This window comes from Pseudomonas sp. ZS1P83 (assembly GCF_054897825.1).
On record NZ_CM142706.1, the window covers coordinates 1199139 to 1224826 of the forward strand.

Sequence of the window (25688 nt, forward strand, 5' to 3'; positions counted from 1 at the left end):
TTCATCAATATTGTTCAGAGTTCCTCTATGGCCCGCGATATCTCTCACAAGTCTAATGATAACTCTTGTTGATGTCTGCCTTGCTGCTGTAGCACGGTGATGTCCATCAAGGATATAGAGCTTGCCATCATTTTCGGCGACATCTATCGGGAAACCCGCGTCGAAACCAGTTTCACGCATATCCTTTGCGATATTTTCTACACGCTAAGTTGAACCTTTGCCAGACAACGAATGCGTTCTAAATAAACTGCTTGGGTCAACGTCATGTATCAGGGAAGGGAGATCTGGCTCACCCTCATCAACCTTAGCCGTCCCCGCCGGATCCTCATCCCCAAACGCCGGCTTCTTACACCCATCCCCCCCTGGACACTCATTCAACCCCAGCGGATCGACCCACCCCGTAGGGTTCCGCGTGTACTGATACCCGTTTAACCCACCCGCCAACTTGCTCGGATCCGGTGTCAGATACCGTCCAACATCCGGATTGTAGTAGCGATGCCGGTTGTAATGCAGGCCCGTTTCCGCATCGAAATACTGCCCCTGAAACCTCAATGGCTGATCAAGCACTTGATGAGTGTCGCGGTTGAGGCGAGTCAGGCGGCCATACGCTGTGTACCGGGCGGCCCAGATGATGTCGCCGCTGTAGTCGGTGAGTTCTTGTGGCGTACCGAGGTGATCGAGTTGGTAATAGAACGGGCAGGCCTGGCGCGGGCCTTTGCCGTCGAGCATGGAGAGTGGGCGGAAGCTGCCCGGTTCGTAGACGTAGCTGCGGTAGTGCTCTCGGCTGCTTTCGGCGACGAGGTGGTCGCCCTGCCAAAAGAACTCGGTGGTGTGGCCGTCGACGGTTTTGGCGATGCGGCGGCCGAAGGCGTCGTAGCGGTAGCTGGAGCAACGACCGTCCGGGGTGGTGACGCCGATCAAGCGGTGTTGGCAGTCGTAGCGGTAGTCGGTGACGAGTTTTTGCGCGGTGCCGCGGCGTTCGCGGATCAGGTTGCCGAAGGCGTCGTAATCGTAATGGCGGTCGCCTTGTATCAATAGGCGATTGCCTTTGGCAGTGGTAGGGCCTGGACGATCCTGCATCACCAGGTTGCCGGCCGAGTCATGGGCAAAGCTTTCGGGCTGTTGGTCGCGGGCGTGGCGGACGCGGATCAGGCGGTCGAGGGGATCGTATTGATAGCTGCGTTGGCCGTGACGGCTGTCGGCAGTGTTGTCGAGATTGCCGTTGGCGCTGTAGGCATAGTCGCGGCGATACAGCGGTTGTTGCTGTTGACTGACGGCGTGGGCCTTCAGGCGACCCTGATCGTCGTAGGCATATTCGCTGAGCAACAGGCCTTGTTGGCGGTTTAGTTCGCGACCGGCGAAGAAAGTATGCGCTGTTAGTCGGGCGCCATTGAGGTCGATCGCCGTCAACGCGCCACCCTTGGCGTGGTGGTAATCGAGTTTGCTGTTGTCCGGCAGGCGCAGGTGGTTGAGCTTGCCGCAGGCGGTGTAGCCATAGCGCAGGGTGCCCCAGCCCTGATGCTCGGTGATCAGGCGATCCTGTTGGTCGTACTCGAATTCCAGCGGGTGATCGGTGCTGTCATCGACGCTGACCAACCGGCCGAAGCTGTCATAGCGATACTCGACGTTGACACCATCGGGCAGGTTTTTGACCAGCAGACGTCCAGCCGAATCCCGTTGGTAACTTGTAAACAGCTGTGAGCCGTCATCGCCAAACTCAGTTTTCTCCAGCAGGTGGCCGTTGAGGTCGTAGGCATACGCCGTGCGTCGGCCATCGAAGCCGATTTCCTGTCGGATCAATCCGTTCGGTGTGTAGTCCAGTTGATAGTGTTCGCCGGATTCGTTTTCGATTTCCGTCAGCAGTAGCTGCGCGTTGTCGTAGCGATAACGCAATTGCGTTCCGTCAGGGTTGACCCGGCGACTGACCAGATGCAGATCATCGTCGTACTCAAAACGAGTGACGCGCCCCAGTTCATCGCGCTTGGCGGTGATCTTGCCGTAGGCGTTGTAGCTGAAAGCGCGGCTGGCGCTTGTGGGAAGAATCGTCTGGATCAGACGCCCGACAGCGTCCCATTGGTATTGAGTGACAGCGCCGTGTTCGTCCTGACGGCTAATCTGCCGACCCAAAGCGTCGTAGGAAAACCGCCGCAGGCCGCCGTTCGGCAACGTTTCTTCGAGCAGTTGCCCTAATGCATTCCACCCGAAGACATGCCGACTGTTGTCTGGATAACGGATCGACAGCACCCGTCCTTGAGCGTCGTAGTGATAGTGAGTGACATGACCGTCAGGATCGGTCGCTTCCGTGACGTCACCCTGAACATTGCGCTGATACTTCCATACCGCTTTACCGCGATACCGCGCGAGCAGGAAACCATTGCGATATTCGTAGGACGTCGGCTCGTCTTCGAGTGGGATCAGGGCAATCAGCCGCCCGATCTCGTCATAGCGGTATTGGGTAATCGCCCCCAACGGATCCTGTTCGGCCAGCAACCGGCCGTTGTCGTCGTAGGCCTTCAGGTGTTCTGCGCCATTGGGTTCGACCCGACGCACCAGTCGCGCCTGTTCGTCGTGCTCGTAAATCTCCTCGCTGCCGTCGGCGTTTTTTACCAGCACACTGCCGTTGTCATCCCAGACATACCGCGCGTCCATCTGCGAAAACGACGCCCAATGGCGGACGCATCGGGCAGCCTTGCCGGACCTTTCCCACTCCCAGTAAAAACTTGCTCCGCCGGCCAATTGCCGTTGCAGAATCACGTGTTGCTCGTCGTAGTCGTACCGTTCACTTTCACCGGCGGCATTGGTCGCTTCGATCAAGCGCTGACAAGCGTCGTAGCGGTAGGCAACCAGTGTTTGCTCGGTATGCCAGGCGTCTTCCAGGGATTCGGCCGGATGAAAACTCTGATACTCGACGGCAACTATGTGTCGGCGCTCATAGCGCAACAGCAAGGAACGCCCGGCGCCGTTGTCGAGGCGCTTGATCCTGTCAGAAATGTCCCGCTGCACCGTCAGCCGATTGCCATAGGCATCGCTGATGGCCATCAGTCGCCCTGTACGAAAGTGGTAAAACCGAGCTGTCTCGCCAGCCAATACAAGGACCAGCTCTTCCGGCTCGTCCCCCAAATAAATCGCCGCTCGCGACAGGCTGTTATGAATTGCCGGGCGCTCGACACTCGGAAGAGGAAAAGTCGTACGACGGTTTTCGTGGTCGGTCCAGATGACCTGTGCTTCATCGAGATCCAGCCGATGTGCGAGGGAATGACTCCAACCGAATCCGAGCCCGCAATCGATCTCCACAGCACTGGTGCGATAGAGCCGGGTGAAGTCGAACGGCAAAATCCCGTCCAGCGAACCATCGGTCAGCGTGAGCAGTTCTTCGCCCGTGACCATCGATACCGGACAGCCATGGGTACAGGTCAACGGTCCGCAATCGGCGCTGTCGCCGTGGGGGTTTTTCGCCTGATCGGGAGCATCGTCGCGATGTTCCTGACGAACCAAGCGGGTCATGGCCTTGGACTTGTCGCGAGCGATTGCGACCGGGTTCTTTACCAGCACAATCGGTGCAGCCCCCGCGCTGATCTGCAGTGACACCGCGGGTGCGGGGTTCAACGGAACATTCGGGGCGCTGACTGCGAGGGGTTTGAGTACGCCAGCGTGGGCTGTCAGGTCGGACTTGGCGGTCAGTTCGGCCAACCGCAAACTCGCGGCCGCCAGCCAGTTCCGTGCTCGCTCCGACTTGACCTTGTTCAGCACCTTGGCGCTTATGCCAAGTGTCAGTCCTGTAGGACCTGTGAAGCGCGCCAACAGCAGTCCGATCAATATTCCTGTACGAATTTGCGCCACGACCTCAGCGATATGCTGCGGTGGCAACATCCTCAGCCAACGGGTGATCGCCGCGAGATGAATGAACATCAACGGCTCGTCGCTCAGCATCAGCAACACATTGGCAATGGTCTCGGCCGAAGCATTCAGCAGCGCTTTAAGTTCGACCTCGGTCAGGTACTCAAGGAGCTTTTCGCTATTGGCTTGCAGGTCCGCGATCAAGGCGTAAACCTGCTTTACGTCATCCCACAAACCGTTCAGCGAGTTCTCGAAACCGCGCCAATCAGCCTGTTGCAGCATGCCGTAGCGTTTGGCGAAACCGGCCTCGGAAAACTCTGCCCACAGCGGTTGGAACTCGGTGGCCCACTCGTTGCGCAGCCAGCCTTCCAGTTCGCCGATCACGCCCTGATACGAGTCGTACAGCGCTTTGACGTGATTAGCGCAAACATTGGGGAAAAAGGTGATGCGATAACGCAGGCTGCGCTCGCAATCGGGGATTTCCAGAATGCCGCTGGGACCGATCTCGCGGTAGATCGGTTCGCCAAACCTGTCTTCAGAGAGGTAAGGTTCAAGCATCACCGGCGTATTGCCGATCGGCACAAACCGCGCGGCATCGAACATGTGCACCAGGGTCAAAGAACCACTGGCCGAGCACGAAGTGACTGTTGAACTGACTGGCGCGGTGGAGTTCTTCGGTGCGCTAAGACGGACTTCGTTGCCGACCTTGAACACCTGCTCGACATCCAATGCCCTGCCGGTCCAGAAACTTTCAGCCCAGGCGTCGTAGTCATTGAGACACAGTCGAAAATCACCGAGCAGCGCTTCGACATTCGGCTGCTCAGGGTCCATGGCGGCAACCACCAACAGCCCGATGGTGTTATTCAAGGCCAGGACCTTGTCAGGTACGAACATTCACAGCTCTCGCGCGGATCAATTCAGAACGCGGGACTTTGCGGGGGATCGACGTGGAAAGAAGTCGGGAAAGTAGGTGTTTGGTGTAGGGAGAATCTTTAAATGACGGAGAGCACTTCGGCGCAGGTTTTAGTACCGATCAGGCATTGCCCGTTGCCCTATGCCAGTCGCGCTCGCTATGCTGCTGAATCCTTTAATCGATCGCGGACCCGGCCGTACCTGAGCCGCCTCTGGGATGTCATTAGAAAACGGATCAGACGCGATGAATGCACCGCTGAATGAATTCGGCCCGATCAAGGCCGTGATTTTCGATATGGACGGCCTGTTGCTGGACACCGAGGGCATTTACACCGAGGTCACGTCCATGATTGCCGCGCGTTACGGTCGGGTCTTCGACTGGAGCGTCAAACAGAACATCATCGGCCGTGGTGCAGGAGATCTGGCGCGCTATGTGGTCGACGCGCTGGACTTGCCGATCACTGCCGAAGAGTTTCTGGTGATCCGCGAACCGCTGATGCGCGAGCGTTTTCCTACGGCGTTGGCGATGCCTGGCGCACAGGAGTTGGTTCGGCACTTGAAGGCCAATAACATTCCGATCGCGGTGGGCACCAGCTCTTCGCGTCAGTCATTCGGCCAGAAAACCACCTTGCACCGCGACTGGTTCGCGCTGTTCGATTTCATCGTGACGGCGGATGATCCGGAAGTCGGCGCGGCCAAACCGGCGCCGGACATCTTCCTCACGGCGGCGCGGCGCCTGGGTGTCGCGCCCGAGGATTGCCTGGTATTTGAGGATTCGCCGTTCGGTGTCACAGCGGCGAAAGCGGCGGGGATGACGGCAATTGCGATCCCGGATGCGGCGATGGCTGACGAAAAATACGCACACGCCGATGGCATTCTTCGTACGCTGAAAGCGTTTAAACCAAGCGCTTGCGGTTTGCCAGCGCTCGAATGGGCTTAAAGCTGCGCACATAAAAACGCCGGCAACCTGATCAGGGTTGCCGGCGTTTTTTATGCGTGATTCAGAGCATCAGGCGCCGAAACCACCGTCGATGGTCAGGCTGGCACCGGTGATGTAGCCGGCTTCGGGGCCGACGAGGTAGGCGACAAAACTGGCGATTTCTTCCGCTTTGCCGTACCGGCCCACCGCCATCAACGGGATCAGGCTTTCGGCGAAGTCACCACTGGCCGGGTTCATGTCGGTGTCGACCGGGCCCGGTTGCACGTTGTTGATGGTGATCCCGCGCGGGCCGAGGTCGCGCGCCAGGCCTTTGGTCAGGCCGACCAGCGCCGATTTGCTCATGGCGTAGGGGCCGCCACCGGCGAAGGGCATGCGGTCGGCGTTGGTGCTGCCGATGTTGATGATGCGACCGCCTTCGGTCATGTGTTTGGCCGCAGCCTGGGTGGCGATGAATACGCTGCGCACATTGATCGCGAGGGTCTGATCGAAGTCTTCGAGCTTGAAGTCTTCCAGTGATGCAACGGCCAGCACTCCAGCGTTGTTGACCAGAATGTCCAAGCGACCAAAGGCTTTTACGGTGGCGGTCACGGCGTTGCGGATGGCCTCGGCGTCGGCGCTGTCAGCTTTGATGGCGAGGGCTTTACCGCCGTTACCGGTGATGCTGTTTTGCAATTCTTCGGCTTTGGCCGTGGAGCTGACGTAGGTGAAGGCGACTGTCGCGCCTTCAGCCGCCAGGCGTTTGACAATGGCGGCGCCGATACCGCGGGATCCGCCTTGAATCAATGCCACTTTGCCGCTGAGGTTCTGAGTAGTCATATCGATCTCCAAAGACCCGAGGCGAAATGTCTCGGTTGATGGAGCCTAGTATCGATTCGGTTGCCCGCTGCAGGCTATGACAAGGTCATTACTACCCCAATACAGGGTTAATTTAACCCTTCATGTTGTAGTTAAAATCACCCTGACAATTTCAAGCTATTGATAAATAGCCAGTTAATGTTTGGCATGAATAATGATTCATTTAAGTTAAGCCTACCTTCAGCGAAACGAATCAAAATCGTCTTTCGCTGAGGGCCATACCGCGCCCATGGGTGATTCTTGTGTTTGAAGTTTTCGGTGGCAACCTTGAACAAAGTGCCGAGTGTTTTGCGGCCTATCTTGCTGACTCCAAACGCTCGTTCGACGGGGACGATACTCGTTCAGGTCAGAGGGATTCCTGGTCGATGGCCGGCCTGCAACGGGCGGGCATCGTCGCTTGCGTGCTGACAATGTTTGATGTGGGTATTGTTTACTTATGTGTGCGTTAATGGTGTATCGATAATAATTATATGTGTCCAATTGCCTTCGTTTTATTGTTCTTGCGTGAGTTGTTGATCTTGAGTGCCGTGAATCAGCCATCTGAGGCCGGATTCTGTTTCGGATGCTGAGGATCAATCTTCCGCGAAACTCCCTGCGATTGAGCATTCTGTATGGTCCAAGTCACTCCAATTCCCAGTGTGCAACACACCCTGCTAGAAGATGTTCTGGCCGTGCTGGTCGGCACGCTGATGGTCTCGTTCGGGATCATGTTGCTACGCCAGGCGGGTGCACTCACCGGCGGTACGGCAGGGATAGCCTTCCTCATTCATTACGCGTCGGGTGTTTCATTCGGTACGGCCTTCTTCTTCATCAATCTGCCGTTCTATTACCTCGCCATCCGGCGCATGGGCTGGGCGTTCACCCTCAAGACCTTTTGTGCCGTCGCATTGGTGTCGCTGTTCACTGACCTGCATTTGCGCTTTATCCATATCGATCAACTCCAGCCGATCTATGCCACCTTGTTCGGCAATCTGATCATGGGGCTGGGGTTCATTGTGCTGTTCAGGCACAAGGCGAGCCTGGGAGGGGTCAACATTCTCGCACTCTACCTGCAGGACCAATTCGGTATACGTGCCGGTAAACTGCAATTGATGGTGGACGTTATGGTCATGTTCGCTTCGCTGTACGTAGTGACTGTGCCAGCGCTCATCATTTCAATCGCGGGAGCGGTGGTGTTGAACCTGATCATCGCGATGAATCATCGGCCTAACCGCTACGCAGCGTAATTTTCGGCCTGTCCGCACACACTCACGAGCGATGATGAACAGGTATTTATTTTTTCGGTGAAGTTTGCATGAAAGGTCGACTGGGGAAGTCAGGGCGGGAGCGTGTAACTTTTGGGGGCGCAGAAATTAAAAGTGCACACACACACAAACGGCACCTATGGTGACATTCATGTGTACACACTTTGTAAGGCGTACATCAAACCTGTGGGAGCGAGCTCGCTCCCACAGGGGATCTCACAAGGCTGGAAGTCAGGTCTTGGATTTGCTGATGATGTTGCCGGCATGCAAGCCGCATTCTTTCTGTGTCGCTTCTTCCCACCACCAACGACCTTCGCGCTCGTGCTGGTTCGGCAACACCGGACGGGTGCACGGTTCGCAGCCAATGCTGATGAAACCGCGTTCGTGCAAGCTGTTGTACGGCAGCTCCAGCATGCGGATGTAACCCCAGATCTCTTCGCTGGTCATTTGTGCCAACGGGTTGAATTTATACAGGGTGCGTTCCGGAGTGGAGAACGCGGTATCGATTTCCAGCACCGCGACGGCGCTTCGAGTTCCAGGGCTCTGATCCCGACGCTGGCCGGTCGCCCAGGCAGTCACACCGGAGAGCTTGCGACGAAGCGGCTCAATCTTGCGGATGCCGCAGCATTCGCCATGGCCATCCTTGTAGAAACTGAACAGGCCCTTTTCCTTCACAAAAGGTTCGAGCTTGGTGTAGTCCGGCGACACCAGTTCGATGTCGATCTTGTAGTGCTCGCGCACCTGATCGATGAAACGGTAGGTCTCGGGGTGCAAGCGGCCGGTGTCGAGGCTGAACACTTTGACGTTCTTGTTCAGCTTCCAGGCCATGTCCACCAGCACCACGTCTTCGGCGCCGCTGAAAGATATCCACAGGTCATCGCCAAACTCGGCGAACGCGAGTTTCAGGATGTCCTGGGCGGATTTGTTGGCATAAGTCGTGGCGAGTTCCACGACATCGAACGATGGGCTCATCAGGGCGGCTTCCTACAGGTCGGTGGCGCTGGGCGCTCTATATGGCCCTGATGGTAACAAAATCCTGCAGCCGCTGGCGCACACTCTGCGTTGCGCAGGCCAGCCTGAGTCGCTAGAGTTTGGCAGTCTTTTTGTTCGCTTGACTCAATAATCAATACAAATGGGAGTGTCTTGTGGAAATTGCCTGTCTGGATCTTGAAGGTGTACTGGTCCCGGAAATCTGGATTGCCTTCGCCGAAAAAACCGGGATTGAATCTTTGAGGGCTACCACCCGGGACATCCCCGACTACGACGTCTTGATGAAGCAGCGCCTGCGAATTCTCGACGAGCATGGTCTGAAACTCGCTGACATCCAGGAAGTGATTGCCACGCTCCAGCCGCTGGACGGTGCCATCGAATTCGTCAACTGGCTGCGAGAACGCTTTCAGGTCGTGATTCTGTCGGACACGTTCTACGAGTTCTCCCAGCCGCTGATGCGTCAACTGGGCTTCCCGACCTTGCTTTGCCATCGTCTGATTACTGACGATTCAGGGCGGGTGACCAACTATCAGTTGCGTCAGAAAGATCCCAAGCGTCAGTCGGTATTAGCCTTCAAGAGCCTTTACTACCGGGTGATCGCGGCGGGGGATTCCTACAACGACACCACGATGCTGGGTGAGGCGGATGCGGGGATTCTGTTCCATGCGCCGGACAATGTGATTCGCGAGTTTCCGCAGTTTCCGGCGGTGCACAGCTTTGAAGCGCTGAAGCAGGAATTCATCAAGGCTTCGAATCGGGCGTTGAGCCTGTAGTCGTCCGGGAGGACGCCTTCGCGGGCAAGCCTCGCTCCTACAGAGGATCGTCGAACCCTGTAGGAGCGAGGCTTGCCCGCGAAGCTTTTAGAGGCCCTGTAAGGTATCGAGCAGTACTTTTACCTTGGTAATCGATTCCTGATACTCGGCCTGCCACTCCGAGTCCGCGACGATCCCGCCACCGCCCCAGCAACACACTTGCCCATCCTTGACCAGCAAACTGCGAATCGCGATGGAGCTGTCCATCTCGCCGCGCACGTCCAGATAGAGCAAAGACCCGCAGTACAACCCACGACGCGTCGGCTCCAGCTCGTCGATGATCTGCATTGCGCGAATCTTCGGCGCACCGGTAATCGAGCCGCCGGGGAAGCTGCCAGCGATCAGGTCCAGCGCATCCCGGTCATCCGCCAGTTCCCCAGTCACGCTGCTCACCAAATGATGCACATTCGGGTAGCTTTCCAGGCTGAACAACTCCGGCACCCGCACCGAACCGATACGGCAGGTTCGGCCGAGGTCATTGCGCAGCAGGTCGACGATCATCAGGTTTTCCGCGCGGTCCTTTGGGCTGGCCAGCAGTTCGGCGGCGTTTGCCGCATCTTCGGCAGCGGTCAGTCCGCGAGGACGGGTGCCTTTGATCGGGCGGGTTTCCACATGGCGTTCGCTGACTTTGACGAAACGCTCCGGCGACAGACTCAGCACCGCGCCGCCGTCGGGCAGGCTCTGAAATCCGGAGAACGGCGTCGGGCACGCCGCCCGCAGTGCGCAATACGCAGCCCATGGATCGCCTTGGCACTGCGCGCGGAAACGCTGGGCGAAGTTGACCTGATAGCAGTCGCCGGCCTGGATGTACCGTTGAATGCGCTCTAGCGCGTGGCGATACTCGTCGACGCTCAGGTCGGCCTTCATCGGGGCTTTCAACTTGAAAGGCTCGAGCGCTTCAGCCGAAGGCTCACTGAACAGGGCGATCAGACGCTGACGTTCGCTGTCGACCAGCGACGGGTGGAAGACCAACTGACTGGTACTCAGTTGGTGATCGCTGATCAGTGCCCAGTCATACAGTCCCAAACGTGCGTCGGGCAATTGCAGGTCGTCCTGCGCCTGAGTCGGCAAATTCTCCAGATGCCGACCGAAGTCATAGCTCAGGTAACCGATCAAGCCACCCGCGAAGGGCAGGTCAATAGGCACCGTCGCTTCACCGAGTCGTGTCAGATTGTCGCGAAGACGTTGCAGGAAAACGCTGCCACTTTCGTCAGGCAACACCGCCAGTTGTTCCTGCGGCCAAGCGCTGAGCAGGTCATAACGCCCACGCTCGGCAGTGGGTCGGCCACTGTCGAGCAGCACAGCACCGGGGGCATGACGAATCGCCGCGAAGTACTCGGCGGGGTTGGCGCGATAGGGGAGCGGGTGTACGGAACAGGTCAACATGGGCGGGGCAGATCAGCCATCGAGGCGGGGGTGGCGATTGTAGTCCTCTGCAGGATTTGCTCCTAGAGGGGATGTCGGGGATTGGCAGGTCAACCCTCAACCGCCGGAATATGCCCAAACATTTCCTGAACAAACTCAACCCGTTCCTGAACCGTCTCAACAATCCCGCGAGCCTTCAACGCTTCCAGCCGCGCTTCAACCGCATGGGTACGCAACGTCAGCCCGCAATCATTGGCAATCTGAATGTTCAGCCCAGGCCGGGCATTGAGCTCAAGAATCAGCGGCCCTTTCTCTTGGTCCAGCACCATGTCGACACCGATGTAACCCAGCCCGCACAGCTCATAGCAGCCCGCGGCAAGTTTCATGAAACCGTCCCAGTAAGGCAGTTGCACGCCATCCACCGCGTTGGTGGTGTCGGGGTGTTTGGTGATGATGTTGTTCAGCCAGGTCCCGCGCAACGTCTGCCCGGTCGCGAGGTCGACACCGACGCCGATGGCGCCTTGGTGCAGATTGGCCTTGCCGCCGGACTGGCGCGTCGGCAAGCGCAGCATGGCCATCACCGGATAGCCCTTCAGCACGATGATGCGAATATCTGGCACGCCTTCGTAGCTGATGCTTTTGAAGATCTGGTCCGGGATCACGCGGTATTCGATCAGTGCCCGATCCCGGTGTCCGCCCAGCGAATAGAGGCCGGTCAGGATGCTGGAAATATGGTGCTCGATTTCCTCATGACTGATGATCTTGCCGGACACCGTGCGATAGCGGCCCTCAAAACGGTCGGCAATCACAATGATGCCGTCACCGCCCGCGCCCTGGGCCGGTTTGATCACGAAGTCGTTGCGCCCGCCGATGATGTCGTCGAGGTTGTCGATTTCTTTCTCGGTGGAGATCACGCCGTACAGTTCCGGCACGTGAATGCCGGCGGCGATGGCGCGCTCCTTGGTGATGATCTTGTCATCGACGATCGGGTACAGACTGCGCTTGTTGTACTTGAGTACGTAGTCGGCGTTGCGCCGATTGATCCCCATGATGCCCCGGGCTTCCAGGGCCTTCCAGGTCTTCCAGAGGCCGAACATCAGGCGTCAGCCTCTTTCAGGAACGCCTTGAAACGCACCAGTTCGGTCAGGCGGTAGCCGCGATAGCGACCCATAGCCAGCATGAAGCCCACCAGGATCAACAGGATCGCCGGGAAGGTGAATACGAAGTAAACCAGCTCCGGAATGCTCATGATCAGGTGCGCCAGCGACGCGGCGAACAGCGTACCGATCGCCACTTTCATGGCGTGGCCGGAACCGCGTTCTTCCCAGGTAATCGACAGGCGTTCAATGGTCATGGTCAGAATCACCATCGGGAACAACGCCACCGACAACCCGCGCTCCAGACCGAGTTTATGGCTGAGCAGGCTGATCGCGGCGATCAGCACCACCACGAAGGTCAGCACCACCGACAGCCTCGGCAGCATTTGCAGCTTCAAGTGTTCAAGGTAGGAGCGCAGCGTCAGCCCCAACGCCGTGATGATCGTAAACAGCACGATCCCGAAGCCCAGCTGGGTTTCGCGGAAGGCGAGGGCGATCAGCACCGGGGTAAACGTGCCCAGGGTCTGAATGCCGATCAGGTTGCGCAGGATCAGGATCACCAATACGCCGATCGGGATCATCACCATGATCATGAAGGTCTGCTGGGTTTGCAGCGGCAATCCGTACAGCGAGTATTCGAGGAAGTTGGCGTCGGTGTTTTCGTCGGTCAGCTTGGCCAGGCGAATCGCGTTCATTTCGCTGTTGTTCAGGCTGAAGGTCACGTTGGCTTTCTTGCCGCCATCGACGGTGATCAGGTTTTCGTCGCCGGTCCACCACAGCAGGCGGTCGGTTGGCAGGCCCTGCTCACCGGTTTCCGGGTTGAAGTACAGCCAGTCGGTGCCGTTGAAACTGCGCAGCCAGAGTTCCGGCGTTTGCGGCTGGTCGGCCGCCAGGCGAATGGTGTGGACCTTTTCCACCGGCACGTGCGCGATGGACAGCACCAGTTCGACGATTTTGGCCTTGTGCGCGGTGGAAGGATCGCCACCCAGCAGCAGCTTCACGTTGTCGTCGTTGAGATTGTTGACACGCTTGATGGCTTCACCGATGAAGGTTTCGACGTCGGCCGAGTGCTGGCGAATGGGCGCAAGCAGGGCTTCGGCGGCGACTTTTTCTGCTCCTTCAACCGCGATGCTGTCGCGGAAGGTTGGGCCTTTGATCTTGGATTTTTCGCCGGTGTAGCGTTTGGTCAGTACCAGGCGGTAATAAAGGGTCTGATTGCCCTTGGCCCGGCGGGCCGACCAAGTGACTTTGCGGTTGCCGTCGGCACGGTTCACGGCCACGCCGTAGTTATTGGAAATGAAGCTCTCGTTGAGGCTGACGTAATCGCGGCTCAGCGGCGGCACGAACATCTGGATCTTGACCGGGTCCTTGGCACTGGCGACGAACTCGACTTTGGCGTCGATGTTCCACAAGTCGTCGGTGGCGTCTTCGGTCACGGGAATGCCGAGCACGAAGATCTGATAGGCCGTGACTGAAATACCCAGCACCACCAGGATGGCGATCAGGAATTTCAGGTGGAGGGTAAGAGAGCGCATTGGAATTACTCTGCGGTATGAGCGTCGGTGGCGCAGGCGGGTTTGCCAGCAGCGTATTTAAGACTGGGGTCGACCAGCGCATCGAAGCGTTTCAGTGCTTCGGAGCCGATCAGGAGCGGATATTGGAAAGCGCTGCGGTCGGTCAGGTTCACTTCGATACTGCGCAAAGCCGAACCCATGCAGATATCCAGCTCGATGACCGGACGGGCGGTGTACTTCTTGCCTTCTTCCGGGTCGTAGTCGCCGGCCCGGCGCTTGATCTTGCTGACCCGGGCCAGTGGCCGTTCGATGGGATGCGAGTGCGCAGCGTCAATCGCCAGATAGAAGCGTACCCAGGACTCGCCATTGCGATTGAAGCGTTTGATGTCGCGGGCACTCAGGGACGCGGTTTTCGCCCCAGTGTCGAGTTTGGCGGCGACTTCCAGGTCGATGCCGTCCAGGGAGGCGTACTCGTTGAGGCCGTACACGGTCTTTTCCCCCGCCGCGGCTACACCTGGCAGGCAAAGAAGATAAAGGAAGGCGGGGAAGGGCTTGAGTCTCATAAATCCTGGTGCGCAGCGGTCCGTACTTCTATTCAAGACCCTGGCATCGCTGCGCAAGCTCCCTCGTATGCCTATCAACTATTTATGACAAGCAGTGCAGATGTCACAAACAAATGCGGCCGGCATTCTAGCACGGTGGTTTTATGGCGCCACCGCCGGGAGGCGGCTATAAACAGAGGGGCTGCGTCGTTATGGTGCTGTCGGTTATTAGACGATTGTCGACAATACCCATTTATCCTTTGACTAAAAGGTCTGTATTCGCTAGTTTTTGCGGCATCAGCTTTCAAGGTGTCGACAATATGCTGGATCAACTCGATCCCCCGGTCATCGCTCAAGACGATTCGGAAACACTTTCCGAGAACGTCTTCCGACGCATTCAGGCGGCCATCGTCAAGGGCGAGATCGCCCCGGGCAGCAAGATCTCCGAGCCGGAACTGGCGCGCACCTATGGCATCAGCCGCGGGCCGCTGCGCGAGGCGATCCACCGTCTGGAAGGCCAGCGCCTGCTGGTTCGTGTGCCGCACGTCGGGGCGCGGGTGGTGTCGCTGAGCCACGCCGAACTGCTGGAACTCTACGAGATCCGCGAATCCCTCGAAGGCATGGCCTGCCGTCTGGCGGCCGAGCGCATGACCCTCGAAGAAATCGACGAACTGCGCCGGGTCCTCGAAACCCATGAGCGTGATGCGGCGTTTCAGGCCGGTGTCGGCTACTACCAGCAGGAAGGCGATTTCGACTTCCACTACCGAATTATCCAGGGCAGCGGCAACCGCACCCTGACGCAAATGCTCTGCGGCGAGCTTTATCAGCTGGTGCGCATGTACCGCATCCAGTTTTCCACCACGCCCAATCGTCCGCGTCAGGCCTTTGCCGAGCACCACCGAATTCTCGATGCTATCGCCGACCGTGACGGTGAACTGGCCGAGCTGTTGATGCGCCGTCACATCGGCGCCTCCAAACGCAATATTGCCCGTCACTACCAGGACGGCGCTAACCCGACAGCCACTGAACGAGGTGAGTCATGAGTTTGAACAAGAGCACTCCAGGCCAGCGTTTCCGCGATGCGGTCGCCAGCGAGCATCCTTTGCAGGTGGTCGGCGCGATCAACGCCAACCACGCACTGCTGGCCAAGCGCGCCGGTTTCAAGGCTATTTATCTGTCGGGTGGCGGGGTGGCTGCCGGCTCCCTCGGCGTGCCGGACCTGGGCATCACCGGGCTGGACGACGTGCTGACCGACGTGCGTCGCATCACTGACGTCTGCGACCTGCCGCTGTTGGTGGACGTAGACACCGGCTTCGGTTCCTCGGCGTTCAACGTCGCGCGTACCGTCAAGTCGATGATCAAGTTCGGCGCGGCGGCAATTCACATCGAAGACCAGGTCGGCGCCAAGCGCTGCGGTCACCGTCCTAATAAAGAGATCGTGTCCCTGCAGGAAATGGTCGACCGCATCAAGGCTGCCGTCGATGCGCGCACCGATGACAGCTTCGTGATCATGGCCCGCACTGACGCCCTCGCAGTGGAAGGTCTGGAATCTGCGCTGGATCGCGCCGCGGCGTGCATCGAGGCTGGCGCCGACATGATCTTTCCGGAAGCCATCACCGAACTGGACATGTACAAGCTGTTCGCCAGCCGCGTGAAAGCGCCGATCCTGGCCAACATCACCGAATTCGGCGCGACGCCGCTGTACACCACCGAGCAACTCGCCGCTGCCGACGTGTCGCTGGTGCTGTATCCATTGTCCGCGTTCCGCGCGATGAACAAGGCTGCGGAAAACGTCTACACCGCGATTCGCCGCGACGGCACACAACAGAACGTGATCGACACCATGCAGACGCGCATGGAGCTTTACGATCGCATCGACTACCACACCTTCGAGCAGAAGCTCGATGCGTTGTTTGCCGCGAAGAAGTAATGAAAGCCCCTGTAGGAGCGAAGCTTGGTCCGGGCGGCGATCCGACGAAAGCGGTGTCTCAGACGACATTAATGTTGAATGTCAGTCCGTCTTCGCGAGCAAGCTTCGCTCCTACGAGTTTCCCTAACAAATTCAAGAAAACTGGAGACAGCAATGGCCGAAGCAAAAGTACTCAGTGGCGCCGGGCTCCGTGGCCAGGTTGCCGGGCAAACCGCATTGTCCACCGTGGGCCAGTCGGGCGCAGGCCTGACCTATCGCGGCTACGACGTTCGCGACCTGGCGGCTGACGCACAATTCGAAGAAGTGGCGTACCTGCTGCTTTACGGTGAACTGCCGACCAAAACACAACTCGCCGCTTACGTGAGCAAACTGGGCAAGCTGCGTGACCTGCCGCAAGCGCTGAAAGAAGTGCTGGAACGCATCCCCGCCGACGCCCATCCGATGGACGTGATGCGCACGGGTTGCTCGTTCCTGGGCAACATTGAGCCGGAGAAGGACTTCTCTGAACAACACGACGTGACCGACCGCCTGCTGGCCGCGTTCCCGGCGATCATGTGCTACTGGTATCGCTTCAGCCACGACGGCAAACGCATCAGCTGCGTGAGTGACGAGCAATCCATCGGCGGTCACTTCCTGCACCTGCTGCACGACAAGAAGCCGAGCGAGTTGCACGTCAAAGTGATGAACGTTTCGCTGATCCTCTACGCGGAGCACGAGTTCAACGCGTCGACGTTCACCGCCCGGGTGTGCGCCTCGACCCTGTCGGACATGTATTCCTGCGTCACGGCAGCCATTGGCTCGCTGCGCGGTCCGCTGCACGGCGGCGCCAACGAAGCGGCGATGGAAATGATCGAGCGCTTCAGCTCACCGGAAGAGGCGATCAAAGGCACCCTCGGCATGCTTGAGCGCAAGGACAAGATCATGGGCTTCGGCCACGCGATCTATAAGGACAATGATCCGCGCAACGAGGTGATCAAGGGCTGGTCGAAAAAACTCGCTGACGAAGTGGGCGACACGGTGTTGTTCCCGGTCTCCGAAGCCATCGACAAAACCATGTGGGAGCAGAAAAAACTGTTCCCGAACGCCGACTTCTACCATGCGTCGACGTACCACTTCATGGGCATTCCGACCAAGTTGTTCACACCGATTTTCGTCTGCTCGCGCCTGTCCGGCTGGGCGGCGCACGTGTTCGAACAACGGGCCAACAACCGCATCATCCGCCCGAGCGCCGAGTACGTCGGCGTCGAACAGCGCAAGTTCGTGCCAATCGAACAACGCTGAATGGTGGGGGTACCGGCACTGTTACTGTAGGAACCGGAAACCCTGTGGGAGCGAGCCTGCTCGCGAAGACGGACTGACATCTAGCAATGATGTCGACTGATACACCGCTTTCGCGAGCAGGCTCGCTCCCACAGTCGATTGTGTTCACTTCAGGAGCCGTGCCAAGCCCACCTTTTGAAACCACCGTGACCGAGTCCTGACGATGAACACTGAATTCCGTAAACCGCTGCCCGGCAGCCATCTGGATTACTTCGACGTCCGCGCGGCGGTCGAAGCCATCCAGCCCGGCGCCTACGACACTCTGCCGTACACCTCCCGTGTGCTGGCGGAAAACCTGGTGCGTCGCTGCGACCCGGCCACGCTCACCGAATCCCTGAAGCAATTCATCGAGCGCAAACGCGACCTCGATTTCCCTTGGTTCCCGGCCCGCGTGGTGTGCCACGACATTCTCGGCCAGACCGCGCTGGTCGACCTCGCCGGTCTGCGTGACGCCATCGCCCTGCAAGGTGGCGATCCGGCGCAAGTGAACCCGGTAGTGCCGACGCAATTGATCGTCGACCACTCCCTGGCCGTCGAGCGCGGTGGCTTTGATCCTGAGGCGTTCGAGAAGAACCGCGCCATCGAAGACCGTCGCAACGAAGACCGTTTCCACTTCATCAACTGGACCAAGAAGGCCTTCAAGAACGTCGACGTGATCCCGCCTGGCAACGGGATCATGCACCAGATCAACCTGGAGAAAATGTCTCCGGTGATCCAGGTGCGCGACGGCGTGGCGTTCCCCGACACTTGCGTCGGTACCGACAGCCACACCCCGCACGTCGATGCACTGGGCGTGATTGCCATCGGTGTCGGTGGTCTGGAAGCTGAAAGCGTGATGCTCGGCCGCGCGTCGTGGATGCGTCTGCCGGAAAGCGTCGGCGTCGAGCTGACGGGCAAGCTGCAGCCGGGTATCACCGCCACCGACATGGTGCTGGCGCTGACCGAGTTCCTGCGTCAGCAAAAAGTGGTCGGTGCGTGGCTGGAGTTCTTTGGCGAAGGCGCCTGCGCGTTGACCCTCGGCGACCGCGCGACCATCTCCAACATGGCCCCTGAATACGGTGCTACCGCGGCGATGTTCTACATCGACCAGCAGACCATTGACTACCTGAAACTCACCGGCCGTGAAGACGAGCAGGTGCAGCTTGTAGAGCAATATGCCAAGACCACCGGTCTGTGGGCTGACAGCTTGAAGAATGCGCAATACGAGCGTGGGTTGAGCTTCGACCTGTCCTCGGTGGTGCGCAACATGGCCGGCCCGAGCAACCCGCACGCCCGTGTCGCCACTTCGGACCTCGCCGCCCAAGGCATCTCCGGCCAGTGGACCGAAGTGCCCGGCCAGATGCCGGACGGTGCGGTGATCATCGCCGCCATCACCAGTTGCACCAACACCAGCAACCCGCGCAACGTCATTGCCGCCGGCCTGCTGGCGCGCAATGCCAACAAGCTCGGGCTGACCCGTAAACCGTGGGTCAAATCGTCCCTGGCGCCGGGTTCGAAAACCGTGGCGCTGTACCTCGACGAGGCCGGCCTGACCAGCGAGTTGGAGCAACTCGGTTTCGGCATCGTCGCCTTCGCCTGCACCACCTGCAATGGCATGTCCGGCGCGCTGGACCCGGTGATCCAGCAAGAGATCATCGACCGCGACCTGTACGCCACTGCGGTATTGTCCGGCAACCGCAACTTTGACGGTCGGATTCACCCGTACGCCAAGAACGCGTTCCTCGCTTCGCCGCCACTGGTGGTCGCCTATGCCATCGCCGGTACCATCCGTTTCGACATCGAAAAAGATGTGTTGGGCGTGGTTGATGGCAAGGAAATCCGCCTGAAAGACATCTGGCCAAGCGACGAAGAAATCGACGCAGTGGTCAAGGCATCGGTCAAGCCTGAGCAGTTCCGTCAGGTCTACATCCCGATGTTCGCCATCCACGAAGACACCGGCCCGAAAGTGACGCCGCTGTACGACTGGCGCGAGATGAGCACCTACATCCGCCGTCCGCCGTACTGGGAAGGCGCGTTGGCTGGCGCTCGTCCGCTCAAGGGCATGCGCCCGCTGGCGGTGCTGCCGGACAACATCACTACCGATCACCTGTCGCCGTCGAACGCGATCATGCTCGACAGCGCCGCCGGCGAATACCTGGCGAAAATGGGCCTGCCGGAAGAGGACTTCAACTCTTACGCAACTCATAGGGGCGACCATTTGACTGCGCAACGCGCAACCTTCGCCAACCCGAAACTGTTCAACGAAATGGTTCAGGAAAACGGCAAGGTCAAACAGGGTTCTTTGGCTCGCGTCGAGCCGGAAGGCCAGGTCATGCGCATGTGGGAAGCCATCGAAACCTACATGGAGCGCAAGCAGCCACTGATCATCATCGCCGGCGCCGACTACGGTCAGGGTTCGTCCCGTGACTGGGCAGCCAAAGGTGTGCGTCTGGCGGGTGTGGAAGCGATTGCGGCCGAAGGCTTCGAGCGCATTCACCGCACCAACCTGGTGGGCATGGGCGTGTTGCCGCTGGAGTTCAAGCCGGGCACCGACCGCAAGACGTTGGGCATCGATGGCAGCGAAACCTACGACGTGATTGGCGAGCGCACCCCGGGTGCCGAGCTGACGCTGGTGATCAACCGCAAGAACGGCGAGCGCGTCGAAGTGCCGGTGACCTGCCGCCTCGACACCGCCGAAGAAGTGTCGATCTACGAGGCCGGCGGCGTGCTGCAGCGCTTCGCTCAGGACTTCCTCGAAGAATCGGCGGTAGCCGTCTAAATCCCGCTGTGCGGGCACGGGACTTTTAAATCCCGTGTCTGTTTTTAGGTAAGGAGTAAAGAGCACCATGGCTCACGTACCTCAGATCGCCCCTCAAATTAAAATCGCCGCCACTTACATGCGTGGCGGCACCAGCAAAGGCGTGTTTTTCAGCCTGAAAGACCTGCCGGAAGCGGCTCAGATTCCCGGCCCCGCTCGCGATGCCTTGTTGCTGCGCGTGATCGGCAGCCCCGACCCGTACGACAAGCAAATCGACGGCATGGGCGGCGCGACCTCCAGCACCAGCAAAACCGTGATCCTGTCGAAAAGCATCAAGGCCGATCACGACGTCGATTACTTGTTTGGCCAGGTCTCCATCGACAAGCCCTTCGTCGACTGGAGCGGCAACTGCGGCAACCTGTCGGCAGCGGTGGGTTCGTTCGCCATCAGCAACGGCCTGGTGGACGCCAGCCGCATTCCGCAGAACGGCGTTGCGGTGGTTCGCGTGTGGCAGGCCAACATCGGCAAGACCATCATCACCCACGTGCCGATCACCCAGGGTGAGGTACAGGAAACCGGCGATTTCGAACTCGATGGCGTGACCTTCCCGGCTGCGGAAGTGCAGGTCGAATTCATGGACCCAGCGGCGGAAGAAGAGGGCGGTGGCGGTTCGATGTTCCCCACTGGCAACCTGGTGGATGACCTGGAGGTGCCGGGTGTCGGGACCTTCAAGGCGACCATGATCAATGCCGGCATCCCGACGATTTTCGTCAACGCCGAAGACATCGGTTACACCGGTACCGAGTTGCAGGGCGCGATCAATAGCGATCCGAAAGCGTTGGCGATGTTCGAAACCATTCGGGCTTACGGCGCGTTGCGCATGGGCTTGATCAAGAATCTGGACGAAGCGGCCAAGCGTCAGCACACGCCCAAGGTGGCCTTTGTTGCCAAGCCAGCGGACTACGTTGCCTCCAGTGGCAAGGCGATTGCGGCGGGTGATGTCGATCTGCTGGTGCGCGCGTTGTCCATGGGCAAGTTGCACCACGCGATGATGGGCACGGCGGCGGTGGCGATCGGTACGGCGGCGGCGATTTCCGGCACGTTGGTGAATCTTGCGGCGGGTGGTATTGAACGTAATGCTGTGCGCTTTGGGCATCCGTCCGGCACGTTGCGCGTGGGTGCTGAAGCCAGTCAGGTCAACGGTGAATGGACCGTGAACAAAGCCATCATGAGCCGCAGTGCTCGGGTGTTGATGGAAGGTTACGTCCGTGTGCCGGGCGACTCTTTCTGACTGACACCTGTCCCCTGTAGGCGCACGGCTTGCCGGCGAAGGCGTCCTCAAGATCGCCTTCGCCGGCAAGTCGGATCGCCGCACCGCTGGCTCCTACAGGACCGCATTTCAACAATAAGAATGGTGTCGCCGACTTAGATTTAACCTGAACCGAGGTCCCATCAACGAACCACTTCAAGAGTGAATCGAACATGAGCGCCAACGTCGACCTGAACAACCGCCCCGACTACGACACGGTCCTGCAGGACATTGCCGATTACGTCCTGACCTTCAAAATCGAATCCCAAGAAGCATTGGACACTGCCCGCAACTGCCTGATGGACACCCTCGGCTGCGGTCTCCTGGCCCTGCGTTTCCCCGAATGCACCAAACACCTCGGGCCCATGGTGGAAGGCACCGTCGTCCCTTTCGGTGCTCGCGTCCCCGGCACCCCTTACCGTCTCGATCCCGTCAAAGCGGCGTGGGACATCGGTTGCATCGTCCGCTGGCTCGACTACAACGACACCTGGCTTGCGGCCGAGTGGGGCCATCCGTCTGATAATCTCGGTGGCATTCTTGCGGTGGCCGATCATCTTTCGCAAAAACGCCTGGCCAATGGCGACGCGCCGCTGACCGTTCGCGCGGTACTCGAAGCCATTATCATGGCCCACGAGATCCAGGGCGTGATCGCGCTGGAAAACTCCTTCAATCGCGTGGGCCTCGATCACGTCATCCTGGTGAAAGTCGCCTCGACCGCTGTCACCGCCAAGTTGATGGGCGCCAATCGCGAGCAGTTGTTGTCCGCGTTGTCCCATGCCTTCGCCGACGGTCAGGCGCTGCGCACTTACCGTCATGCGCCGAATGCCGGATCGCGTAAATCCTGGGCGGCAGGCGATGCGTCCAGTCGCGGCGTGCGGCTGGCGGACATTGCGATGCGCGGCGAGATGGGCATTCCCGGTGTGCTGACCGCCAGGCAGTGGGGCTTTTACGACGTATTGTTCAGCCACACCAACAACGATCTGGCGCTCAAGCCTGAAGACAAACGCGTGTTCAGCTTCTCGCGGGCGTATGGCAGCTACGTGATGGAAAACGTGCTGTTCAAGATCAGCTTTCCGGCCGAATTCCACGCGCAAACGGCGTGCGAAGCGGCGGTGACCCTGCACCCGCAAGTCAGAAATCGCCTGCACGAAATCAATAAAATCGTCATCACCACCCACGAATCGGCGATCCGCATCATCTCCAAGGTCGGCCCGCTGGCCAACGCTGCGGACCGTGACCATTGCCTTCAGTACATGACTGCCGTGCCGCTGGCGTTCGGCAATCTGGTGGCCGAGCAGTACGAGGACGACTTCCACGCGGCGCATCCGATCATCGACGTGCTGCGCGAAAAAATGGTCATCGTCGAAGACCCGCGCTACACCCGCGAATACCTGGAGGCCGATAAGCGCTCCATTGCCAATGCGATTCAGGTGTTCTTCAAGGATGGCTCCAGCACCGAGAACGTGGTGGTGGAGTACCCGATCGGCCATCGCCGTCGCCGCAGCGACGGCATCCCGTTGCTGGAAGACAAGTTCAAGGCCAACCTGGCGACCCGCTTCAACGCCCAGCGCAGCGCTGAGATCTTTGCGTTGTGCAAGGACCAGGCGGCGCTTGAGGCGACACCGGTGAATCGGTTTGTGGATTTGTTTGTTATCTGATTGAACCTTCGCAAAACCCTGTAGGAGCCAGCGGTGCGGCGGTCCGACTTGCCGGCGAAGGCGCTCTCAAGGACGCCTTCGCCGGCAAGTCGGACCGCCGCACCGCTGGCTCCTACAGGGATGTGTTCAGGTTCTCAGCCATTTTTCGACCGGCAACTTGGTAATGGCAAACCCTGTCAGCAGAACCGCCGAGTAAACCATCAGCTCCGGCGAAAGACTTTGCCCCTCATACCAGGCGCCGATGATCACCGCGAACACCGGAAAAATGATGAACACAAACGACAAAATGATCGGGCTCAGTCGCTTGAGCAGCAGGAAGTAAACGATAAACCCGCCCACCGACGCCACCAGCCCCAGATAGAGCAGGGCGCTCCACGACCGCGCGGTGACGGCATCGAACACCGGTGCTTCGACATTCAATCCCGCGACAAACAGCATCAACCCGGCGATGCCGATCGGCAGGGTGTTGTAGGTGATCACGCTGATCGCGCTGCCGTGTTTCTTGGTCACCACGTAACACAGCGCATGCATCATGGCGGCACAGAGAATCGCCAGCACCCCGAACAACTCGGCGTGGTCCAGATGCAGCCCCTGATTGCGGATAATCATGAACAGGGCGCCGAACCCGATGGCGATCCCGAGCAGTTGTGAGGGGTAGATTTTCTCCCGCAGAAACAGCGCGGAAAACATCAGGATGAACACCGGCATGCAGCTGAACAACAGCGCCGTCAGACCAGACGAAACGTGCATCTCGCCGTAGTTGAGCAAGTAGTACGGCAGGCTGAAGTACGACAGCGTGACGAAGACAAAGAATCCGCGGCTCTCCTTCGGAAACAGCAGCGGTTCGCGGCGCAGCAGGGCAAAGCTGAGGAACAACGGAAAGGCGATCAGGAACCGCAGCCCGGCAGCGGTTAGCGGCGGCACACTTTCAACGGCAATCTTGATCCCGAGCCACGTCGTGCCCCAGCTCAGGCAAACGATCAGGAACAACACGCTGGTGACCAGGGCGGCCAGCCAGGGTTTTGCAGGACTTGAAGGCGCACTGACGGTAATGGACATGATCGAGCTCCTGTTATTGTCGGAATTGACCTTCATCTGCAAAAGGTCTATCCCTGATTGAACCTGTTTTAAGCACGCTATTCGGGGCTGTAATGACTGTCAAAACAAGTATTGCCATGGTGTCAATCCTGCGCGACGGCCTCACCAACGGTTTGGGTGTGAAATACAAACGCCTCGCCGACGCGATCGGCAAAGGCATCGCCGAGGGCGTGATCGAGCCCGGCTGCAAATTGCCGCCTCATCGACTGTTGGCCGACAGCCTCCAAGTGACCATCGGCACCATCAGCCGTGCTTACGGGGAACTCGAACGTGTGGGTTTGGTAGTCGCTCGCGTAGGAGATGGCACGTATGTGCGTCAGCGCGGGATGGAACGGCCGCGGGACAGTGCCTTTCGCAATGTCAGCGATGAGCCGCAGGCGTTTTTCGACATGAGCCGCAATCAACCGATTCCGGGGCAGGAAGCGCTGTTTTTGAGTCACAGCCTGCAAGCGTTGTCCCTTGATCCTGAGGCGTTGCAACGCATCAGTGGCTACTCCGCCGATGTCGGTTTGCCACGCAATCGTGCGGCGGGCGCGAAATGGCTCAGGCATCAAGCGTTTGTCCCGAGCGCCGAGCAGATCGTTTGCGTGAACGGCGGCCAGCATGGTCTGTTGTGTGCCTTGATGGGGTTGCTCAAGGCGGGCGATACGTTGGTGACGGAGCACCTGACCTACCCTGGGTTGATCAGCGTCGCACGCCAACTCGGGATAAAACTCATCGGCGTCGGGATGGATGATGAAGGGCTGATGCCCGATGCCCTAGAGGCGGTTTGCCGCAATCATCGTGTCTCAGCACTGTACTGCACGCCGACGATCCAGAATCCTACGGCTGCAGTGATGTCCGTCGCACGACGCGTGGCGATTGCTGAGCTGTGTCGTCAGCACAACCTGCTGATCTTCGAAGACGAGGCCCATGCCGTGCTGGCGCAACAGCGTCCGTTACCACTCAGTCATTTCGCCCCGGAGCGCTCGGTGCTGATCGGCAGTTTGAGCAAGGCCGTATCGGCAGGTTTGCGGGTCGGTTACCTGCATGCGCCGCAACCGTTGATCGGACGATTGAGCGCAGCGGTGCGCGGGACGTGCTGGATGGCCAGCCCGCTGTCGCTGGAAGTGGCGAGTTTGTGGATAGGAAACGGAATCGCCGAACAGCTGCTGGGCCAGCAGATTGGTGAGATCGGTCGGCGCAAGGCGTTGGTCAGTGGGCTGTTGGAGGGTTTGGCGTACAAAACCCACCCCCATAGTCCCCACTTCTGGATTGAAGTGCCTGAGCCTTGGCGGGCGTCGCAGATTGCGGCCGAGCTCAAGGAGAATAATTATCTGATCGCCACCGCCGAGGCGTTTGCGGTCGGGCATGGGGCGGTGCCGCAGTTTGTTCGGGCGAGTGTTTGTAATTCGACGGGGGATGATCGGTTGTTGCTGCGAGGGTTTGAAGCGCTGGCGCGGGCATTAACAAACACCGTGTAATCGTTCTTCGCGAGCAGGCTCGCTCCCACAAGGGGTTTCGGTTGTACACAAATACTGTGCCTACT

At 59.1% G+C, this 25688-nt stretch carries 19 protein-coding genes; 11 read left to right on the top strand and 8 right to left on the bottom strand.

The features are described 5' to 3' along the window. Window positions 1-204: 204 nt before the first annotated feature. Window positions 205-4731: an RHS repeat-associated core domain-containing protein gene (locus tag ACYZT0_RS05800; protein ID WP_462045005.1), complete on the bottom strand. Its 4527-nt coding sequence runs from the start codon at window positions 4729-4731 to the stop codon at window positions 205-207. A 262-nt stretch (window positions 4732-4993) separates the two neighbouring features. Between ACYZT0_RS05800 and ACYZT0_RS05805 the strand changes: the two genes are divergently transcribed. Then, complete coding sequence (locus ACYZT0_RS05805) at window positions 4994-5689, top strand: HAD-IA family hydrolase (RefSeq protein ID WP_462045006.1); 696 nt, start codon at window positions 4994-4996, stop codon at window positions 5687-5689. A 69-nt stretch (window positions 5690-5758) separates the two neighbouring features. Here ACYZT0_RS05805 and ACYZT0_RS05810 read toward each other — a convergent pair whose 3' ends face one another. After that, entirely contained in the window at window positions 5759-6505 is a 747-nt protein-coding gene (locus ACYZT0_RS05810) for a 3-oxoacyl-ACP reductase family protein (RefSeq protein WP_462045007.1), read from the bottom strand. 281 nt (window positions 6506-6786) lie between these two features. Between ACYZT0_RS05810 and ACYZT0_RS05815 the strand changes: the two genes are divergently transcribed. Both ACYZT0_RS05815 and ACYZT0_RS05820 read left to right on the top strand, forming a co-directional pair. Then, window positions 6787-6993: a hypothetical protein gene (locus ACYZT0_RS05815; protein ID WP_462045008.1), complete on the top strand. Its 207-nt coding sequence runs from the start codon at window positions 6787-6789 to the stop codon at window positions 6991-6993. A 162-nt stretch (window positions 6994-7155) separates the two neighbouring features. Next, entirely contained in the window at window positions 7156-7770 is a 615-nt protein-coding gene (locus ACYZT0_RS05820; protein WP_462045009.1) for a YitT family protein, read from the top strand. A 249-nt stretch (window positions 7771-8019) separates the two neighbouring features. Here the strand turns inward: ACYZT0_RS05820 and ACYZT0_RS05825 are convergent, their stop codons facing one another. Next, on the bottom strand, window positions 8020-8760 hold the full coding sequence (locus ACYZT0_RS05825) for a phosphoadenylyl-sulfate reductase (RefSeq protein WP_462045010.1): 741 nt from the start codon (window positions 8758-8760) through the stop codon (window positions 8020-8022). 173 nt (window positions 8761-8933) lie between these two features. Between ACYZT0_RS05825 and thrH the strand changes: the two genes are divergently transcribed. After that, window positions 8934-9551 carry a bifunctional phosphoserine phosphatase/homoserine phosphotransferase ThrH gene (thrH, locus tag ACYZT0_RS05830; RefSeq protein WP_462045011.1) on the top strand — a complete coding sequence of 206 codons (618 nt, stop codon included), beginning with the start codon at window positions 8934-8936 and terminating at the stop codon, window positions 9549-9551. Window positions 9552-9638: 87 nt separating this feature from the next. Here thrH and pabB read toward each other — a convergent pair whose 3' ends face one another. From pabB to rloA, 4 genes are all read right to left on the bottom strand, one after another. After that, window positions 9639-10976, bottom strand: coding sequence for an aminodeoxychorismate synthase component I (pabB, locus tag ACYZT0_RS05835; protein ID WP_462045012.1), 1338 nt, complete (start codon window positions 10974-10976; stop codon window positions 9639-9641). An 89-nt stretch (window positions 10977-11065) separates the two neighbouring features. Then, on the bottom strand, window positions 11066-12052 hold the full coding sequence (locus ACYZT0_RS05840) for an alpha-L-glutamate ligase-like protein (RefSeq protein ID WP_462045013.1): 987 nt from the start codon (window positions 12050-12052) through the stop codon (window positions 11066-11068). After that, on the bottom strand, window positions 12052-13587 hold the full coding sequence (rloB, locus tag ACYZT0_RS05845; RefSeq protein ID WP_462045014.1) for an osmotic stress tolerance membrane protein RloB: 1536 nt from the start codon (window positions 13585-13587) through the stop codon (window positions 12052-12054). Before rloB ends, ACYZT0_RS05840 begins: the two co-directional genes overlap by 1 nt. A gap of 5 nt (window positions 13588-13592) precedes the next feature. Further along, window positions 13593-14129 carry a retropepsin-like aspartic peptidase RloA gene (gene rloA / locus ACYZT0_RS05850; RefSeq protein WP_462045015.1) on the bottom strand — a complete coding sequence of 179 codons (537 nt, stop codon included), beginning with the start codon at window positions 14127-14129 and terminating at the stop codon, window positions 13593-13595. Window positions 14130-14431: 302 nt separating this feature from the next. Here rloA and ACYZT0_RS05855 point away from each other — a divergent pair, with 302 nt between their 5' ends. From ACYZT0_RS05855 to prpD, 6 genes are all read left to right on the top strand, one after another. Further along, window positions 14432-15151, top strand: coding sequence for a GntR family transcriptional regulator (locus tag ACYZT0_RS05855; protein WP_178122757.1), 720 nt, complete (start codon window positions 14432-14434; stop codon window positions 15149-15151). After that, the gene (gene prpB / locus ACYZT0_RS05860; protein WP_149420202.1) at window positions 15148-16038 is read left to right on the top strand and encodes a methylisocitrate lyase; all 891 of its coding nucleotides are present in this window, start codon (window positions 15148-15150) and stop codon (window positions 16036-16038) included. The genes ACYZT0_RS05855 and prpB overlap by 4 nt, the downstream gene beginning before the upstream one ends. Window positions 16039-16191: 153 nt before the next feature. Further along, complete coding sequence (prpC, locus tag ACYZT0_RS05865) at window positions 16192-17319, top strand: bifunctional 2-methylcitrate synthase/citrate synthase (protein ID WP_462045016.1); 1128 nt, start codon at window positions 16192-16194, stop codon at window positions 17317-17319. 202 nt (window positions 17320-17521) lie between these two features. Further along, window positions 17522-20116 (top strand): Fe/S-dependent 2-methylisocitrate dehydratase AcnD, encoded by a 2595-nt coding sequence (acnD, locus tag ACYZT0_RS05870; protein WP_462045017.1) that lies wholly within the window; start codon window positions 17522-17524, stop codon window positions 20114-20116. Window positions 20117-20183: 67 nt separating this feature from the next. Further along, complete coding sequence (gene prpF / locus ACYZT0_RS05875; protein ID WP_462045018.1) at window positions 20184-21386, top strand: 2-methylaconitate cis-trans isomerase PrpF; 1203 nt, start codon at window positions 20184-20186, stop codon at window positions 21384-21386. 191 nt (window positions 21387-21577) lie between these two features. Next, window positions 21578-23062 (top strand): 2-methylcitrate dehydratase, encoded by a 1485-nt coding sequence (gene prpD, locus ACYZT0_RS05880; RefSeq protein ID WP_462045020.1) that lies wholly within the window; start codon window positions 21578-21580, stop codon window positions 23060-23062. Window positions 23063-23188: 126 nt separating this feature from the next. On the opposite strand, the gene ACYZT0_RS05885 is transcribed toward prpD, so the two are convergent. Continuing rightward, window positions 23189-24076 (bottom strand): DMT family transporter, encoded by an 888-nt coding sequence (locus ACYZT0_RS05885; RefSeq protein WP_462046506.1) that lies wholly within the window; start codon window positions 24074-24076, stop codon window positions 23189-23191. A gap of 137 nt (window positions 24077-24213) precedes the next feature. Here ACYZT0_RS05885 and ACYZT0_RS05890 point away from each other — a divergent pair, with 137 nt between their 5' ends. Further along, the gene (locus tag ACYZT0_RS05890; RefSeq protein ID WP_462045021.1) at window positions 24214-25623 is read left to right on the top strand and encodes an aminotransferase-like domain-containing protein; all 1410 of its coding nucleotides are present in this window, start codon (window positions 24214-24216) and stop codon (window positions 25621-25623) included. Window positions 25624-25688 lie beyond the last annotated feature (65 nt).